Source organism: Syntrophomonas sp. UBA5494 (assembly GCF_002426325.1).
In genome coordinates, this window is record NZ_DIPG01000012.1 from 4,048 (window position 1) to 20,532 (window position 16,485).

15 protein-coding genes are annotated in these 16,485 nt (G+C 50.2%); 9 read left to right on the forward strand and 6 right to left on the reverse strand.

Translation table 11 applies throughout. The annotated features are described in order from the left end of the window. Both B3W37_RS01715 and B3W37_RS01720 read right to left on the reverse strand, forming a co-directional pair. On the reverse strand, positions 1-347 hold a 347-nt coding region (locus tag B3W37_RS01715), incomplete at its 3' end, for a hypothetical protein (RefSeq protein WP_483174598.1). Between the two features lie 241 nt (positions 348-588). Further along, positions 589-2,019 (reverse strand): MFS transporter, encoded by a 1,431-nt coding sequence (locus B3W37_RS01720; RefSeq protein WP_483169764.1) that lies wholly within the window; start codon positions 2,017-2,019, stop codon positions 589-591. Between the two features lie 175 nt (positions 2,020-2,194). Between B3W37_RS01720 and B3W37_RS01725 the strand changes: the two genes are divergently transcribed. Continuing rightward, complete coding sequence (locus tag B3W37_RS01725; RefSeq protein ID WP_483174599.1) at positions 2,195-2,893, forward strand: queuosine precursor transporter; 699 nt, start codon at positions 2,195-2,197, stop codon at positions 2,891-2,893. Positions 2,894-3,099: 206 nt separating this feature from the next. On the opposite strand, the gene B3W37_RS01730 is transcribed toward B3W37_RS01725, so the two are convergent. Beyond that, a complete protein-coding gene (locus B3W37_RS01730; protein WP_483169762.1) occupies positions 3,100-3,324 on the reverse strand; it encodes a DUF2922 domain-containing protein in 225 nt (74 codons plus the stop codon). Positions 3,325-3,357: 33 nt separating this feature from the next. Then, complete coding sequence (locus B3W37_RS01735) at positions 3,358-3,585, reverse strand: DUF1659 domain-containing protein (RefSeq protein ID WP_483169761.1); 228 nt, start codon at positions 3,583-3,585, stop codon at positions 3,358-3,360. A 266-nt stretch (positions 3,586-3,851) separates the two neighbouring features. On the opposite strand from B3W37_RS01735, the gene B3W37_RS01740 reads away from it, so the two are divergent. Further along, positions 3,852-4,616, forward strand: coding sequence for an SIR2 family NAD-dependent protein deacylase (locus B3W37_RS01740; RefSeq protein WP_481042719.1), 765 nt, complete (start codon positions 3,852-3,854; stop codon positions 4,614-4,616). Between the two features lie 78 nt (positions 4,617-4,694). Here the strand turns inward: B3W37_RS01740 and B3W37_RS01745 are convergent, their stop codons facing one another. Both B3W37_RS01745 and B3W37_RS01750 read right to left on the reverse strand, forming a co-directional pair. Further along, positions 4,695-4,856 (reverse strand): hypothetical protein, encoded by a 162-nt coding sequence (locus tag B3W37_RS01745; RefSeq protein WP_483169760.1) that lies wholly within the window; start codon positions 4,854-4,856, stop codon positions 4,695-4,697. A 245-nt stretch (positions 4,857-5,101) separates the two neighbouring features. Beyond that, complete coding sequence (locus B3W37_RS01750) at positions 5,102-6,211, reverse strand: HD-GYP domain-containing protein (RefSeq protein WP_483169759.1); 1,110 nt, start codon at positions 6,209-6,211, stop codon at positions 5,102-5,104. Positions 6,212-6,418: 207 nt separating this feature from the next. On the opposite strand from B3W37_RS01750, the gene B3W37_RS01755 reads away from it, so the two are divergent. The 7 genes from B3W37_RS01755 to B3W37_RS01785 form a co-directional block, all read left to right on the forward strand. Continuing rightward, positions 6,419-8,410 carry a hypothetical protein gene (locus B3W37_RS01755; protein ID WP_483174600.1) on the forward strand — a complete coding sequence of 664 codons (1,992 nt, stop codon included), beginning with the start codon at positions 6,419-6,421 and terminating at the stop codon, positions 8,408-8,410. Between the two features lie 410 nt (positions 8,411-8,820). Then, the gene (ilvD, locus tag B3W37_RS01760; RefSeq protein WP_483174605.1) at positions 8,821-10,482 is read left to right on the forward strand and encodes a dihydroxy-acid dehydratase; all 1,662 of its coding nucleotides are present in this window, start codon (positions 8,821-8,823) and stop codon (positions 10,480-10,482) included. A gap of 129 nt (positions 10,483-10,611) precedes the next feature. After that, complete coding sequence (gene ilvB, locus B3W37_RS01765; RefSeq protein WP_483169756.1) at positions 10,612-12,297, forward strand: biosynthetic-type acetolactate synthase large subunit; 1,686 nt, start codon at positions 10,612-10,614, stop codon at positions 12,295-12,297. Beyond that, positions 12,297-12,782, forward strand: a complete 486-nt coding sequence (gene ilvN, locus B3W37_RS01770) for an acetolactate synthase small subunit (protein WP_481042731.1) — start codon at positions 12,297-12,299, stop codon at positions 12,780-12,782. Before ilvB ends, ilvN begins: the two co-directional genes overlap by 1 nt. A gap of 85 nt (positions 12,783-12,867) precedes the next feature. Further along, complete coding sequence (ilvC, locus tag B3W37_RS01775; RefSeq protein WP_483174601.1) at positions 12,868-13,881, forward strand: ketol-acid reductoisomerase; 1,014 nt, start codon at positions 12,868-12,870, stop codon at positions 13,879-13,881. 34 nt (positions 13,882-13,915) lie between these two features. Then, complete coding sequence (locus B3W37_RS01780; RefSeq protein WP_481042735.1) at positions 13,916-15,451, forward strand: 2-isopropylmalate synthase; 1,536 nt, start codon at positions 13,916-13,918, stop codon at positions 15,449-15,451. Between the two features lie 26 nt (positions 15,452-15,477). After that, on the forward strand, positions 15,478-16,485 hold a 1,008-nt coding region (locus B3W37_RS01785), incomplete at its 3' end, for a 3-isopropylmalate dehydratase large subunit (protein WP_483174602.1).

Genomic DNA, 16,485 nt, shown 5'->3' on the forward strand with positions numbered 1-16,485 from the left:
TCACCGCAGCGAATGGTGACCAGAGCCATAACGTCTCCAGTACTTATCCGTTCGATCACACCTGTGAACCAGTTCATCAGCCCCAGGTTGGCAGGCAGGCTGTGCAGCTGGTCTTGCCGGTCGGCAGCATCGGAAAACACTATCTGGCCGACGCCATTCATGTCTTTGTAGGCGTCGCACTCCAGGGAGGTTTGACTGCACATACTTATTGAACAGGTGTTGCATCCCGGGATTTCTCTGTATTTGTCCCAGCCGAAACCTGCATAATAGGCCTTGCATTCGGCCTCGGTCTGTGTGCAGTATCCAAATACCTCACAACTGCCGCATTCTACGTATGTATCTCTCACTCAACTTTCCCCCTATAATTCTATGTCCCCAACACGTCTGTGCAGATGCTACTTAGCCCTCCTTTCGATTTATTGTGACAGGATAGTTCCAATTTCTATTGTACTACTACAAAAAATGCTTATAAATAAAAATGCATGGTATCACATCTATTAATTCCTTGGAATGGGAAAGAAAGGAAGCGTACATTATAGAACAGTATAATTGGCACGCACAATGGCGCCGTAACATATTTTTCAGGGGTTAGCGGTTGCCTTGGGGAGAGGGGTGGGAAGTGCCGGATTGTGGACTTTGGTGTACCTTGCCGCGGGCCAACGAGGCGAAAACACCGAACAATGACAAAACAGTGAAGGTGATAAATGAAGTTCTGAGGGTGTGGGTGATCGCCGTATGGCTGGCTGAGTTTAGAGGGGTTTGGCCAACATAGATAGAGATGATCAGAGTGGCAATGGCCATGCATACGGATTGCCCTACCAAACGCATGGTACCGATGGTTGATGATGCTATGCCATAGAAACGGGGTTCGACAGAACTCATGACCGCATTGGTATTAGGCGAGGAGAACAGGGCAAATCCAAGTCCGATCAAGGGCAGAATCACCATGACCAACCACAGCGAAGTATTTTCATTGATAAAGGCTAAAACCAGCAGACACAGGGTGTTGAGGGCCATTCCGCATGAGGCCACCAGACGCGGCTCGATACGGTCGGATAAGGTGCCTGCCATAGGTGAGAATACAGCCATCAAAACCGGCTGAATCAGCAGGATCAAGCCTGCCGTCTGGGTGTCCAGGCCTCTAACAATCTGCAGGTAGATCGAAAGCAAAAAGGTCAGGGCAAAGGTGCTGCTGTAATTGATCATGGCCGCCAGATTGGAGAAGGCAAAAGCTTGATTGTCCCTAAACAGGCGTATATTGAGAATTGGGGAAAGGCTCCTCAGCTCCACCCAGGCAAAAGCGCACAGTAATGCCACTCCCAAAATTGCCAGAGCCCCTGCCCAGGTCTCGGTGGTAATAGCGGAGAGGCCGTACAATAAGGAGATCAGTCCTAAACCGTAAAATAGGCTGCCCTTCCAATCGAAGTCTTCATTGGCAGCCCCCTGCCATTCACCGCTCAGGTGATGATATATCTGATAAGCGGCAACCAGGCCCAACAAGGCGGTTAAATAAAAAATGGTTCTCCATCCCAGGTGTTGGGTCAGAAAACCTCCCAGAGCCGGTCCCAGAGTCAATCCGGTATAGGTCAGGGAAACACTCCACCCCATGGCTTTGCCGCGCTGCTGAGGCGGGTATACTGAGGTCAAAATGGCCATGCCGGTTCCAAATATCATGGCAGCGGCTACACCCTGCAAGAGGCGCCAGAAAATCAAAGTTTCCATACTGTTGGCCAGTGTGCTCAAGAGGGTAAAAAGGGTATATAAGATTGTGCCTGCCAGGTAGTACTTGCGGCGTCCTTGAATATCGGCCAGGCGCCCTAACGGCAGCAGAAATGCCGCTGACGAAAGCAAATATGAGGCGACCACCCAGCTGGACATGGTGGCCGTGCTGGCATATTCCTGCACCATTACCGGCAGGGCCAGGTTTATCGCGCTGCCCATAAAGGCAACCATGAATGAGGTGGACATGACCGCGATCAGGGCGGCCTGTTCAATAGACCTCTTGGAATCCTTTGCCATAGATTGTACCCCGTTAATGAATGTGACCTATAATATTATACCTTTTATTAAGTATTGCAACAGTAAATGTCCACCATGAATCTTATGAAGATGTTAAACATTTTATTATTACTATGCTAGAATATATACGGCGGTCGCAGCCTACCCGCCTTAAAAAAACAAGGAGGTCTGTTATATGCAGCCTAAAGATGCCCCGATATCTGTCATGTTCTTGATTATTACCTGTCTGTTTATCACCTGCCTGTTAATTACCAATATTGTGGCGGGACGCCTGGTGGATCTGGGCGGCATGGTATTAACTGCCGATCTGTTTCTTTTTCCTGTAACTTATATCTTCGGAGATGTTCTCACCGAGGTGTATGGATTCAGGCGAGCTCGCATCACCATATGGCTGGGATTTGCGGCCAACCTTTTCATGGCTGTGTTTTTCATGGCTGTTGTCAGATTGCCCTGGCCGGAGTTTTGGGAGCAAGAACCGGCCTACCTCACCGTACTGGGTTTTGCCCCGCGGTTGGTTTTAGCCTCATTGCTGGCCTATTTTGTCGGAGAATTTTCCAATGCGGTTATACTGTCCCGTTTGAAGATCTTAACCAGCGGGCGCTGGCTGTGGACCCGCACCATTGGCTCAACCCTGGTTGGTCAGGCTCTGGACACCCTGATTTTTATGTCAGCAGCTTTTTATGGCTTGTATTCTGCTCCGATCTTTATGAGCATGGTGGCGGTTCAATACGGATGGAAAGTGGCTTACGAAGTTCTGGCTACCCCGTTTACCTATGCTTTGGTAGGATGGCTGAAAAAGCGCGAGGGAGAAGTCTTCGACAATGGAATAAGCTATAATCCGTTTGCGATCACAGTCAGATCCTCATCGCAATAAGCCGGGGGCTGCTGGCACAGCCCCCGGACCGTCGACAAAAGCGAATATCTGCGTTGCTCAATAGGCCCGCTCAATCAACGCACTATTTGTACGCCTCAATCGCGGGCCTATTTCGCGCCTTGCTCTTCGCTTCCGCCGTTCGCTCTGTCCGGCTGGTTGACTTTGTCAATAAGCCGGGGGGCTGTTAACACAGCCCCCCCATGGTTCTAAGCTATATCGAAATCATCGGTTTGCCTGGTTACCAGGCGAGCGCTCTTCTTGCTGTTCAGCGTACCATTATTGCCTACAAAAACGTCTTTTGTCACTAATGTGTCCATTACTGCCGAGATTTCTTGGGCTGTAGCTGCTGCTTTGGCTCCGGCGATGCGTATGGTATGATTCTTGTTCAAGCTGGTGTTAAAACCCATCTCAATAGTGCGTTCAATGGCCATTTTAATCCCTCCTTTGCAGAGCTGGTAAGCGGCTTAACCTTCTTCGGTCAGCTCGACGGTATTTACCCGCTGAACTGCCAGACAGGCGGATTCGTGCAGACTGATGATGCCTTCAGCCGCCTCAAAAACGTCCTCATCATTAGCCGAGTTTTTGAGGTTGCCGTACTGTCTTTTCCTGGTTACTTGCCGACCAAATTCATCCAAGCCAGCGTCCATGACTAAAACCAAATCACTGGCTACCGGCGTTGCCACAATTGCCATGAAAATCACCTCCTCCAAGTAATGGGAGCGATGCTCCTGCATCAATGTTAAGCTGAGATTCTCGTTAAGTCGAAGACGGGATCCCCATAAAATACCCCTGCAAGTCGAGGACGATGACCAGAGTCGGACAGAACGGCCCGGATGAAACCATATTCCGGGTTTTCCCGTCGTAATCGAACCTGCTTCCTTATCGACCCGGAAGTAAAAGGAATCGCCCGCCAGGATAGCGAAGTAGTGTTCAATTTTACATATAAGGAGTCGGCGCCATGAATAAGCCAAGCCATCAGATCGACCAGATAGTGCGCACCCTGGCAAACTCACCCAATACCGTGGTGGTCACCGGTGCAGGCATCAGCACCGAAGCGGGGATACCTGATTTTCGGGGTCAAAACGGAATTTATCGTCAATTGGGTGAAGACCGGGTTATGAGTATAATAAACATCGAAACTTTTAATAATAATCCCCGGCTGTTCTATGATTTCTATAACCAGCATTTTATTTTTCCTACCGTCGAGCCCAGCAAGGCCCATTATATGCTGGCTGAAATGGAGAAAAACGGCTTTATTAAAGGAATTGTCACGCAGAATATAGATGGGCTGCATGAGAAGGCTGGAAGCCGCCGGGTGGTGGCGGTTCATGGCAACAGCGAACGCTATGTTTGTACCAATCGGCATTGCGGGGAGCTTTTCAGCTGGGCTGGAGTACGCGAACAGGGCGTCATTATTCCCACCTGTGACCAGTGCGGTTCGATTTTAAAGCCGGACGTGATTCTTTTCGGTGAGCCTATCAAATCTTTTACCGATGCCCAGGATTTGATAATGGGGGCACGGACTTTGCTGGTTATCGGGTCGTCACTGACAGTATATCCTGTGGCAGGCTTTGTAAGGGCCTTCAGCACTTTTTATCAGGACTTGATCATAATAAACCGGGGACCAACCCAATTGGATCACGCTGCCCTGGTGAAAATCGACGGCCCCAATACCGGCGAGACTTTAGAAGAAATCAACCATTGCCTGAACCTGATAGGTTGACAAAGGCCAACGCCGCCAGGAAAAAAAACGGTTCATCCCTGTAAAGATGAACCATTTTGGCGGGATCAGGACAATCGATTAGTCCATGGGCCCGCCTTCCCAGTATTGCCGGATTTTGCGTAAGGCGTAGCCACCGAAAAACAATCCGTTGACAAAAGCCAAAGGAATGGCCATAGCCCCAAACCAATGGAATTTTTGTCTCAAGTCTTCTTTGCCGTCGGTAGTCCGGTATCTTGTCATATGCTTTCCCTCCTTCTAGAGTAGTTTAAGCATATGCAAGTGGTTTATTTCAGGATTTGTATGGCCTTACTTGTTCAATAAGGTGGGGATTACTTTTTTTAGCAATAAAAACAACAGCGTGCCGCCAAAAATAATAATCAGAAACAGGGACACTATTTTAACAAACATGAAAAACCTCCGGCTTTTTTGTTAGCTTGCCGGAAAACGCGGTGGGATATGCGATAAATAGGTTTTGTTCGCGGGGATTATGCCAGGACGTATTCTCTTAAATTCAACTTATCAATGTCGTCGCCATTTAAGGCTCGAATGACCATAATAGTGGCAAATTGGGATAAATCGATCATATGAGTGCGGCTGAGGCGCCTTCCGGTGTTGTCCACAATGATGCGAATAACCGGACGGGTGGGTACAACTTTATTCACTTCCATAACTATGCCTATATAGCCGGTGCTGATTTCCACCAAACTCCCTACCGGATAAATGGCTATATTTGAAACCAAAGCAGTTACGAAGTTGGGATCCAGATAGACCCCGGACATACGCTCCAATATGGTTAAGGCTTGATTGACCGTGTAAGAAGGGCGATAAGGCCGATCAGCCAGCAATGCATCATAGACATCGGCCACAGCTACGATGCGTGCATATTCATGAATAGACTCGCCTCTCAGGCCGCGGGGATACCCCTGGCCATCCCAGCGCTCATGATGCTGAAAGGCTATGTGGGCGGAGAGCAGAGAAAGGTCGGCATAGTTCCTCAGCATTTCGAAGCCGTAGTTGGTATGACGCTTTATCTCATCGAATTCCTGACGGCTGAGGTCATCCGGTTTGTTGAGAATTTCTGAATCGATTTTGGTTTTGCCGATATCATGAAGCAGTGCGCCAACCCCGAGTTCAGTCAGCCGGGCTTTGTCAAAATGCAAAGTAATGCCGGTCATAATAGATAGAACGCATACATTTACCGAGTGGGCAAATAGATAGTCGTCAAAGGCGCGAATGTCAGTCAGTTGCACCAGAATATCGTCAGAGGCCAGCAACTCGTCAATGATACTGTTAACGATGCTAGCCACCCGGTTTATGTCAAGTTTGAGGTGATCATGCAGGTTTATAAAGCTCGCTTTGACCATTTCTATGGTTTCCAGACGAACCTTTTCCGGTATTACGTCCTCTGGCTCCACTGTCTCAGGCACGTATTGCTCACGAATATATACCGAAGCGATGCCCAGTTCATCCAGGCGTTTGATGGCGTCAACTGTCAGTACCATGCCTGCCTGGGCTAGAACATGGGCATTGCCGTAGTAAACGGAACGCGCTACCACCATGTTTGGTTTCAGGTGTTTGATCTTAATTCTTCTCAAAATACCACCCGATCAACAAAGAATGTCATTCTTCCCATTATTTCTTTATTACTGTTATACTTCCTGCCTGGACCAAGAAAAAAATTGCATAATACACAATAATTGCTCCTATTAAAGAATCATATGTTGAAAAATGACTGCGGCGGGGTTTGCCGGGATGGTTTGCCAATCACCCCGCGAAGTGTTAAATTACAATTACATTTATAGATGGTAAAGGAACCTGGCATGAGAAACCGCAAAGGATTACCCATTAATTATTTTAAGGATATTATCAGCGATCTCCGTCAATTGTCGGGAAGCAATGAAGGCCGTCTCTTTATGCTGGACTTATTCGAGGAGGTTCCGCATGAAACCCGGCCTTTAATCTTGGAGGGTTTGTCAGCTTTCCGCGAAGAGGCGGTCATAGAGTTTATCGAAGTGATAAAACTTGAGTTTGACAAGGAATATAAGCAATTATGCAACCGGGTTTTAGATAAAATGCACCTGGCGGGTATGCCCAGGTCAGTATTGGCCCCCTTTCAAGGGACATTTTACAAGGCCTATGCTTCCTGCACCAGGCATACCGGCCGGGTAACCCTGGACGTAGCCTGGAAAATCGGCCGAAAGAACTTGCATGTGGAATGCTTCTACCTTACTTTCAACAGCGACGGCATACATAGCTTCTTCCTGGTTGAAAATATGCTGCCGGCTCAGTATGACCGGGATCGCAAAAACCTGCCGGATATGACGGAAATCAGTTTGGATGAAGCCTGTTTCCTGGTCTCCCAGGCCTATCACCACAACCTCCGCCATATGAGCCGCCCGGCTCTGGGGCGCTTTCTGTATCAAAAGTATCTGTTTGAAAAAAGCGATCTCGGTTCTGAGCGCGAACGGAACCTGGTTCGCCTTCTGTCGGCGAAATTGAACCCACGCCAGCTGGTTAACAGCATATTTCACGCTTATAAATATCATGATTGGGATTATATTCTGTGCTTGCTCCGTGAAGCGGCATTTGGGCTTAAAACCGATTTTGAAATGGATGCGATCATGAACTCCGCGGCAATATTTATTGAGGGCGGAGCCTGCAAAGAGCAGGGCGATGTTGATAGACCCATTGTTGGGGCCTATTCCATCGTCATTGAAGCAGGGGAGTTCTATTACCGCGAATACCTGGTGGGGTTGATTAAAACAGAAGATAGCTGGTTGATCGAATCATTTGAAGAAACTTACAAAAATTGTTGCAGCACCAAGTATAATCCTTTTAGTGATCCCGCCTTTTGCCGGGTATATGAGATTATTGATCTGGAGCAGCTGCTTGCCAAACTGGATGACCTGGACGGGGTAAGGGAAGTTAAGGAACTGCCTGATGGAATGCATATGCGCCTGACTTATCGCGAAGAGGATTTTAACTGCGGGGTATCATTTATGAGCGGCGTAGTTGCCGACCTGGTAGTGAACGGGGATGAATTTGTGGTAATCTGCCAGGATGATGATAACCTAAACGGCCTCCATGATTTTCTGGAGGATGAGGTTAGTTGCGTTCTATTAAGAGAGGATTATCAGGTGAATGTGCTCACCGCCTTTCGTTATTTGGGCGGGCAGTATGTAAGCTTCGAAGATGTGCTTTTGGAACCGGGCAGTGAGGCGGCTTGTGATGACGGCATGCGCTTGATAAGCGCGCACTATCATATCAAGGACCGGCAAAGAGTCGTAGAAAGACTGGAAACCATGGGAAAAGACTTCTGTTTCCAGGGTAGAGATTTCCAGCTCTATTATCAGGTGGAGGCCTCTGCCCACGGACCGGCTTTTGAGGCTGAGTACATTATGGGGTCAAATTGGATAGCCGTTTCCACCTTTGGAGACAGTGACATGGCCAGGGTCAGACAGCAATTTGAAGCCGATATGTATGGGTGCCTGGAGTTCGATGGCATGGAGATCCGGGAAGATGGCATCTTCGATATACTTACGGCTGACCTGAAAAAAGCTTATCCTCAGCTTTCAGCCATACTGAAAGAACTATATTTAAACAAGTGGGTGCATTCTCACCTCAGCCTCTTACAGGGGATGAGCCCCTCCGAGGCCCGGCAGACCGAGGAGGGCAACCGTCTGTTGTGGGCTTTGTACAAGAAGATCAAGCGCAGGGAAGGGAACCGTCATCTAAGCGGAAAGCCTAACAATATCATACTGAAAGAATACATTCGCAAAATCGAGCAGAAATGACAGCTAATGCGACGTATACTATTGACAAACAGCGGTATGATTCAATATACTTGATGAATATTAAATAATGAATTAATCACACCGAGGAAGGGACTTGACACCTGAAATCACTTGATTACAGAGAAGCTGGCCATGTGCTGAAAGCCAGTATCAACATTTCTGGTGGTGATCATCCCGGAGGAGCAATCTGAAAGGCTTGCCTGAGTAGGTGCTGCCGGACGCAAAAGTCCGTTATCAAGACAGTGTGCCGGAAAGCACGCGCTGTAAGTGGTCGCATGGGCGACAAACAGGGTGGTACCGCGGGAGATTCCTCTCGTCCCTGACCGGGACGAGGGGATTTTTATATTCTTTTATAGCTTGCAAACAGAAACTTGTTGAGCAGGTTGGGCTATCTAAGGAAGGTGATCGGGGTGAAAAGCGACACAATTAAATTGGGGCTGGAAAAGGCTCCCCATCGATCTTTATTCAGGGCCATCGGCCTTAGCGATGAAGAGATCAAAAGACCTCTGATCGGCATAGTTAACTCGCACAATGATATCGTGCCAGGTCATATTAACTTGGACAAAATCGGGGAAGCGGTTAAAGCGGGAGTGCGCGTGGCAGGGGGAACTCCCCTGGAATTTCAGACCATAGCAGTCTGCGACGGCATCGCTATGAACCACCTGGGTATGAAGTATTCTCTGGGCAGCCGGGAGCTGATCGCCGATTCAGTGGAGATTATGGCTACCGCCCATGCCTTTGACGGACTGGTATTCATACCCAATTGCGATAAGGTGGTGCCGGGCATGCTGATGGCTGCGGCGCGTTTAAATATTCCCGCCATCTTTGTCAGCGGGGGCCCAATGCTGGCCGGCAGGTCAGGTGATAAAGGCCTGACCTTAACCCAGGTATTTGAGGGAGTAGGTGCGGCGGCTGCCGGAAAAATGACTCCTGAGGAGCTGGCCCGGTTGGAAGAGAGCGCCTGCCCTACCTGTGGTTCCTGTGCCGGGATGTTTACCGCCAATTCCATGAATTGTTTAACCGAGGCCCTGGGAATGGGCCTGCCAGGGAATGGCTCTATCCCCGCGGTTTATTCCGAGCGGATTCGATTGGCCAAAACCGCAGGCATGAAGATCATGACCCTGGTAGAAAAAGATATCAAACCCGGTGATATCCTGACTGAGGCGGCTTTCTCGAATGCCATGCGCCTGGATATGGCCATTGGCTGTTCAACCAATTCTGTCCTGCATTTGATGGCCATCGCTCACGAAGCGGGTGTATTTATAGATTTGAACCTTTTCAATGAAATCAGCGCTTCAACTCCTAATCTTTGCCGTCTGAGCCCCGCCGGGCATCACCATATGGAAGACCTCTACCAGGCCGGCGGCATTCAAGCCATGTTCAGTGAACTCGACAAAAAGGGCCTGATCGATAAAGAAGCCCTGACTGTTACCGGAACAGTTGTAGGAGACAACATCAAAGATGCCGCAGTGCGCAATTATGATGTGATCCGGCCCATAGACCAGCCCTACAGCCCCAGCGGCGGTTTGGCCATGCTTTTTGGCAATTTGGCGCCAGAGGGGGCCGTGGTCAAAAAGAGCGCAGTGGCTGAAGAGATGATGCGGCATACGGGACCAGCCCGGGTATTCGACTCTGAAGAACAAGCCGTAGCGGCTATTCTCAATCAGAAAATTGTACCCGGAGATGTTATTGTCATTCGCTACGAAGGCCCCAAAGGCGGACCAGGTATGAGAGAAATGCTGACTCCAACCTCGGCAATTGCCGGTATGGGTTTGGATAAGGAGGTGGCATTAATTACCGATGGGCGATTTTCCGGGGCTACCCGGGGAGCATCCATTGGGCACGTATCCCCTGAAGCAGCTTCAGGGGGCTTGATTGGCCTGATTGAAGAAGGCGATCTAATCGAGATCGATATACCTGGGTGCCGACTACAACTGCTAGTAGACGACGGCATTATCGAAAAGAGGAGCAGCCTCTGGAGAGAGCCGGAGCCCCGAATAAAAAAAGGTTATATGAAACGATATGCTCAATTGGTACAATCAGCCAGTACAGGAGCCATATTTAAAGAATGATTTCAATATGGCAAGCGTAATAAAACCGGCGGGCCAAGAGCCCGCCTTTGCTTTATAACTGGCTGGGCGCTTTTGTATCATAAACGTGAGGTTTAAGCGGGAGTTGGAAGAATTTACGGAGGTGATTTTATGAATTGTAAAGGTGCTGAAATCCTGATTAATAGTCTTAAGGAACAAGGGGTGGACACCATCTTCGGCTACCCCGGTGGGGTTGTTCTACCTATATATGATGTCCTCTATGATTCTGATATCAAACATATTTTGGCCCGGCACGAACAGGGCGCTGCTCACGCCGCTGACGGATATGCCCGGGCCTCTGGGAAAACCGGGGTGTGTATCGCCACCTCGGGGCCCGGCGCCACTAATCTGGTTACCGGAATTGCCACCGCCAATATGGATTCAATCCCCATGGTCTTTTTCACCGGGCAGGTGGCGTCACACCTCATCGGCCGGGATGCTTTTCAGGAAGCCGACATAACCGGCATCACCCTGCCTATCACCAAACATAACTACCTGGTTGAACGCACCGAGGATGTGGAGCAGGTAGTAAAAGAGGCCTTCTACATTGCCAGAACTAACCGGCCCGGTCCGGTAGTGGTCGACTTGCCCAAGGACATCATGGATAAGAGCATTGACTTTACTAGCGACAAATCAGAGGTTTTCATCCATAGCTACCGGGTGATGAAAGGCTTTAACGCCGGACAGGTGATTAACGCGGTGGAACTGATCAAACAGGCTCAGCGTCCGGTAATCTATGCCGGCGGCGGGGTTATCATCTCCGAAGCGTCGGAAGAACTCAGGGAACTGGCGGAAAAGCGTAAAATACCAGTCACTACTACCTTGATGGGTATGGGGGCTTTCCCCGGCAACAATTATCTGGCCTTGGGCATGCTGGGCATGCATGGCACCAAATACGCCAATTATGCGGTGTCAGAATCAGATCTTTTGATAGCCGTAGGGGTGCGCTTTGACGACCGGGTCACCGGGAAGATCGAAGCCTTTGCCCCGCACGCCAAGGTGATCCACATCGATATTGATGCTGCCGAGATCGGCAAAAATGTGGCGGTTGACATACCTATCGTGGGACAGGTAAAAGAGGTTTTGCAGGCCATTAACCAGCGCTTGGAAGCTGTTGAAGAGCTGAGCGAATGGCATCATACCATCGATCGATGGAAACTGGAGTATCCCCTGCGCTATCCGGCTTCATGTGAAGGACGCATCATGCCGCAGCATGTCATCGAGAGCATTTACGATATGACTCAAGGCGATGCCGTCATCACCACCGAAGTAGGTCAGCATCAGATGTGGGCGGCTCAATACTATAAATTCAAAAACCCCAGAAGCTTTATCAGCTCAGGGGGACTCGGCACTATGGGCTATGGATTTCCGGCCGCCATCGGCGCCAAAATAGCCCGCCCAGACATGACCGTGATCGATATCGCCGGAGACGGCAGCATTCAGATGAATATTCAGGAACTGGGCACCGCCATGCAGTATAAAGTACCGGTGATTGTTTGTATTCTCAACAATCAATATCTGGGTATGGTCAGGCAATGGCAAGGCCTGTTTTATAAAAAGCGTTATTCTAATACCGATATCAGCCTGCAGCCTGACTTTGTTAAAGTGGCCGAGGCCTACGGAGCGGTGGGTATGCGGGTGACTGAGACCGATCAGGTCAAAGATGCTTTAAGGGAAGCCATGAAGGTGGGAGATCGTCCCGTCTTTATCGATTTCGTGGTGGAAAGGGAAGCCGATGTCTACCCCATGGTGGCCCCGGGAGAATCCCTCATTAATATGATCGGGGGTGACGAATAATGAAGCATACACTGGCGGTTACAGTCGACAATAAACCCGGGGTCCTGACCCGGGTGACCACCATGTTCCGCAGAAGGGGTTTCAATATCGATAGCCTCACCGTAGGGGCCACCGAGAATCCTACCATTTCACGGATGACGATCGTGGTGGAGGGCGACGACCAGATTATCGAGCAGGTCACCAAGCAGCTTTACAAACTGGTCAATGTGATTAAAATTGTGGATGTTACCAATGAACGGGCGGTAGAACGCGAATTAGTACTTATCAAAGTCAAAGCCGATGCCAGCGTGCGCGCTGAAGTCATGCAGATCGTGGAGATATTCCGCGCCCGCATCGTAGATATCGGCAAAAATAACTTAATTATTGAAGTAACCGGGGATTCCGCCAAAATTGACGCTATAGAAGAAGCCCTGCGGCCTTTCGGCATCTCCGAGCTGGTGCGTACCGGCAAGATCGCCATGCTGCGGGGGGGGTGCAAAGGATAAAAAAAGATATTTGGGTTATGCTGGTAGCAGATGCTGACCCCCGGTACAGCCGGGGGTAGACATAATAATAAGGAGGATGTTGACAATGGCTAAAATGTTTTATGATGCTGACGCCAACCTGGATCTGCTTAGAGGGAAAACCGTGGCTGTGATGGGTTTCGGTTCCCAGGGCCATGCCCAGGCTCAGAACCTGCATGAGAGTGGAGTCAACGTGGTGGTGGGGCTGCGCAAGCCCTTTGACGATTTTACCGAAGAAGAATGGAACAAAGTCATTGCCGCCGGAATTCAGCCTCTGACCGTTTCGGAAGCGGCTCAGGCAGCAGATATTATTCAGGTGCTTCTTCCTGACGAAACTCAGGCCAGGGTTTATAATGAACAGATTAAGCCCCACCTCACCGAAAGCAATGCCCTGGGCTTCTCGCACGGCTTTAACATTCATTTCGGCCAGATTGTTCCGCCTGCCTTTATCGATGTTTTCATGGTGGCCCCCAAAAGCCCGGGCCATCTAGTAAGAAGGATGTACACCAAAGGCGCCGGAGTACCGGGCTTGGTTGCCGTTCAGCAGGATTACAGCGGAAAAGCCAGAGACCTGGCCCTGGCCTATGCCTGTGGAATAGGCTGCACCCGGGCTGGCGTTATTGAAACCAGCTTTAAGGAAGAAACGGAAACCGATTTGTTCGGCGAACAGTGTGTACTTTGCGGCGGGGGAACCCAACTGGTCAAGACTGGATTCGAAACCCTGGTTGAAGCCGGTTACCAGCCGGAGATAGCCTATTTCGAATGCATGCATGAGCTAAAACTGATCGTGGATCTGATGTATGAAGGCGGCATGGGCTATATGCGTTATTCCATAAGTGATACCGCCGAATGGGGCGACTATACTAAAGGACCGGATGTCGTCGGCCCTGAAGCCCGCCAGGCTATGCAGCAGGCCTTAACAGACATTCAGGAAGGCCGTTTCGCCAAGAACTGGCTGCTGGAGAACCAGGTGGGCAGACCGCAGTTTAATGCCCTTAAACGCCGCAACCGTGAACACCTCATCGAAGAGGTGGGAGAAAAATTGCGGGCTATGATGCCCTGGCTGAAAGAGACCAAATAGAGGTTCAAATATTTATATAATCGGGGGGTGCAGGATGTCTGCCAAAGATCGTATTTACCTGTTTGACACTACGCTCCGGGATGGGGAGCAATCTCCGGGGGTGAGCCTGAATGTGGAGGAAAAGCTGGAGATAGCTCATCAGCTGGCCCGGCTGGGTGTCGATATTATCGAAGCCGGCTTTCCCATAGCTTCACCAGGCGACTTTGACGCGGTAAAGGCCATAGCCCGTGCGGTCAAAGGCGCGGTAATCGCCGGGTTGTGCCGTGCCAACCGGGAGGATATCGACAGGACCTGGGAGGCCGTTAAAGACGCCGAAACTCCCCGTATACATACTTTTCTGGCTACTTCTCCCATACATCTGAAATATAAGCTCAAGAAATCCCGGGAAGAGGTTCTGGTTCAAGCGGTTGAGGCCGTCAAGTATGCCAAGAAGTTTTGCCATGATGTGGAATTCTCCGCAGAAGACGCCTCCCGCAGCGATATGGATTTTCTGGCCCGGGTTACAGAGAACGTAATTGCCGCAGGCGCCACCGTTGTCAACCTCCCCGACACTGTAGGCTATGGCATCCCCGAGGAATTCGGGCGCTTCATTAAAGAGCTCATGAGCCGGGTGAAAAACGTGGATGAAGCCATTATCAGCGTTCATTGTCATGACGATTTGGGTCTGGCGGTGGCAAATTCCATGGCGGGAATCCTGAATGGGGCCCGCCAGGTGGAGTGTGCCGTGAACGGTATCGGGGAGAGGGCCGGAAATGCCGCCCTGGAAGAAATCATAATGGCCTTGTACACCCGCTATGATTACCTGAAAAAGACCACCGGGATCAATCATGGGGAGATTTATCGCACCAGTCGTTTGGTGAGCAGTTTGACCGGCATGCAGGTTCAGCCCAATAAGGCCATAGTGGGGAAAAATGCCTTTGCCCATGAGTCTGGTATCCATCAGGACGGCATGCTCAAGGAGAGAACTACTTATGAAATCATGAGCCCGGAATTGATCGGAGTAAGCCAGAGCCAGCTGGTTTTGGGCAAACACTCGGGGCGCCACGCCTTTAAAGAGCACATGGAATCTCTGGGCTACACTTTGAATGATGAGGAATTGGCCCGGGCTTTCAATGGTTTCAAGATAATCGCCGACAAAAAGAAACAGGTCACCAATGATGATCTGGAGGCTCTGGTCAAGGACAAAGTCTATGCTATTCCGGAAAGATTCAGCCTGGAATACCTGCATGTGGTCAGCGGCAGCACGGTATTGCCTACCGCCACCGTGAGTTTGAAAATCGAAGACAAGGTATTCGATGCCGCCGCTACCGGGGACGGCCCGGTAGACGCCGCCTGCCGGGCAGTGGATAAGATCACTGACCATTATGGCAAAATGCTGGACTATAAACTCAGCGCGGTGGGCGGGGGTAAAGACGCCCTGGGTGAAGTGGTGTCCCACATTCAAATTGACGGCAAGGTATATAATGGCCGGGGCCTCAGTACCGATATCATTGAAGCCAGTGTCAAATCATACATAAACGCTATAAACAAGCATTATTACGAGGTACAAAGACGAGATAAGGAAATCTAGCCTCCAGGAAAGGAAGACCTCAAGATATGGGAATGACGATAACACAAAAGATCCTGGCTGACCATGCCGGAAAAAAGGCGGTGGAAGCGGGTGAACTGATCAACTGCCGGGTCGATGTCGTCCTGGGCAATGACGTCACTGCTCCGGTGGCTATTTCCGAATTTGAAAAGCTGGGAAAAGAAGAAGTATATGACCGGGAAAAGATTGTGCTGGTTCCCGACCACTTCGCACCCAACAAGGATATTAAATCCGCCGAGCAGTGCAAAATCATGCGTGAATTCGCCCGGGCCAAAGGGATAAAAAATTACTTTGAAATCGGGCAGATGGGTATTGAGCATTGCCTGCTGCCGGAGCAGGGCCTGGTGCTGCCCGGCGATGTCATAATCGGAGCCGACTCGCACACCTGCACCTACGGCGCCCTAGGCGCATTCGCGACCGGAGTGGGATCCACTGATATGGCTGCGGCCATGGCCACCGGGGAAGCCTGGTTTAAAGTGCCGGAAACAATCAAATTCGTATATTATGGCAAGCTTCCCGCCTGGGTGGGAGGCAAGGACTTGATCCTCCACACCATAGGGGATATCGGTGTGGACGGGGCCCGCTATATGGCTATGGAGTTCTGCGGTGAGGCCATCTCCTCATTATCAATGGACAACCGTTTTACGATGGCCAACATGGCTATTGAAGCAGGCGGGAAAAATGGCATCATCGTCCCGGACGACGTCACTGCGGAATATATAAAAAACCGGGCCCGGCGGCCTTACCGCTTCTATCAGTCTGACGACGACGCCCTTTATTATGAGATAAGGGAATATGACGTTTCCGCCCTGGAACCGGTAGTGGCTTTTCCGCATCTGCCTGAGAACACCAGAAAAGTAAGCGAGGCCCAGGGAGTGAAAATTGATCAGGTAGTGATCGGGTCATGCACCAACGGGCGTCTGGAAGACCTGGAGATCGCGGCCCGAATCTTGAAAGGCAAAAAAGTGCATCCTGAAATGCGGGTCATCGTCTTTCCGGGTACGCAGCAGATTCTG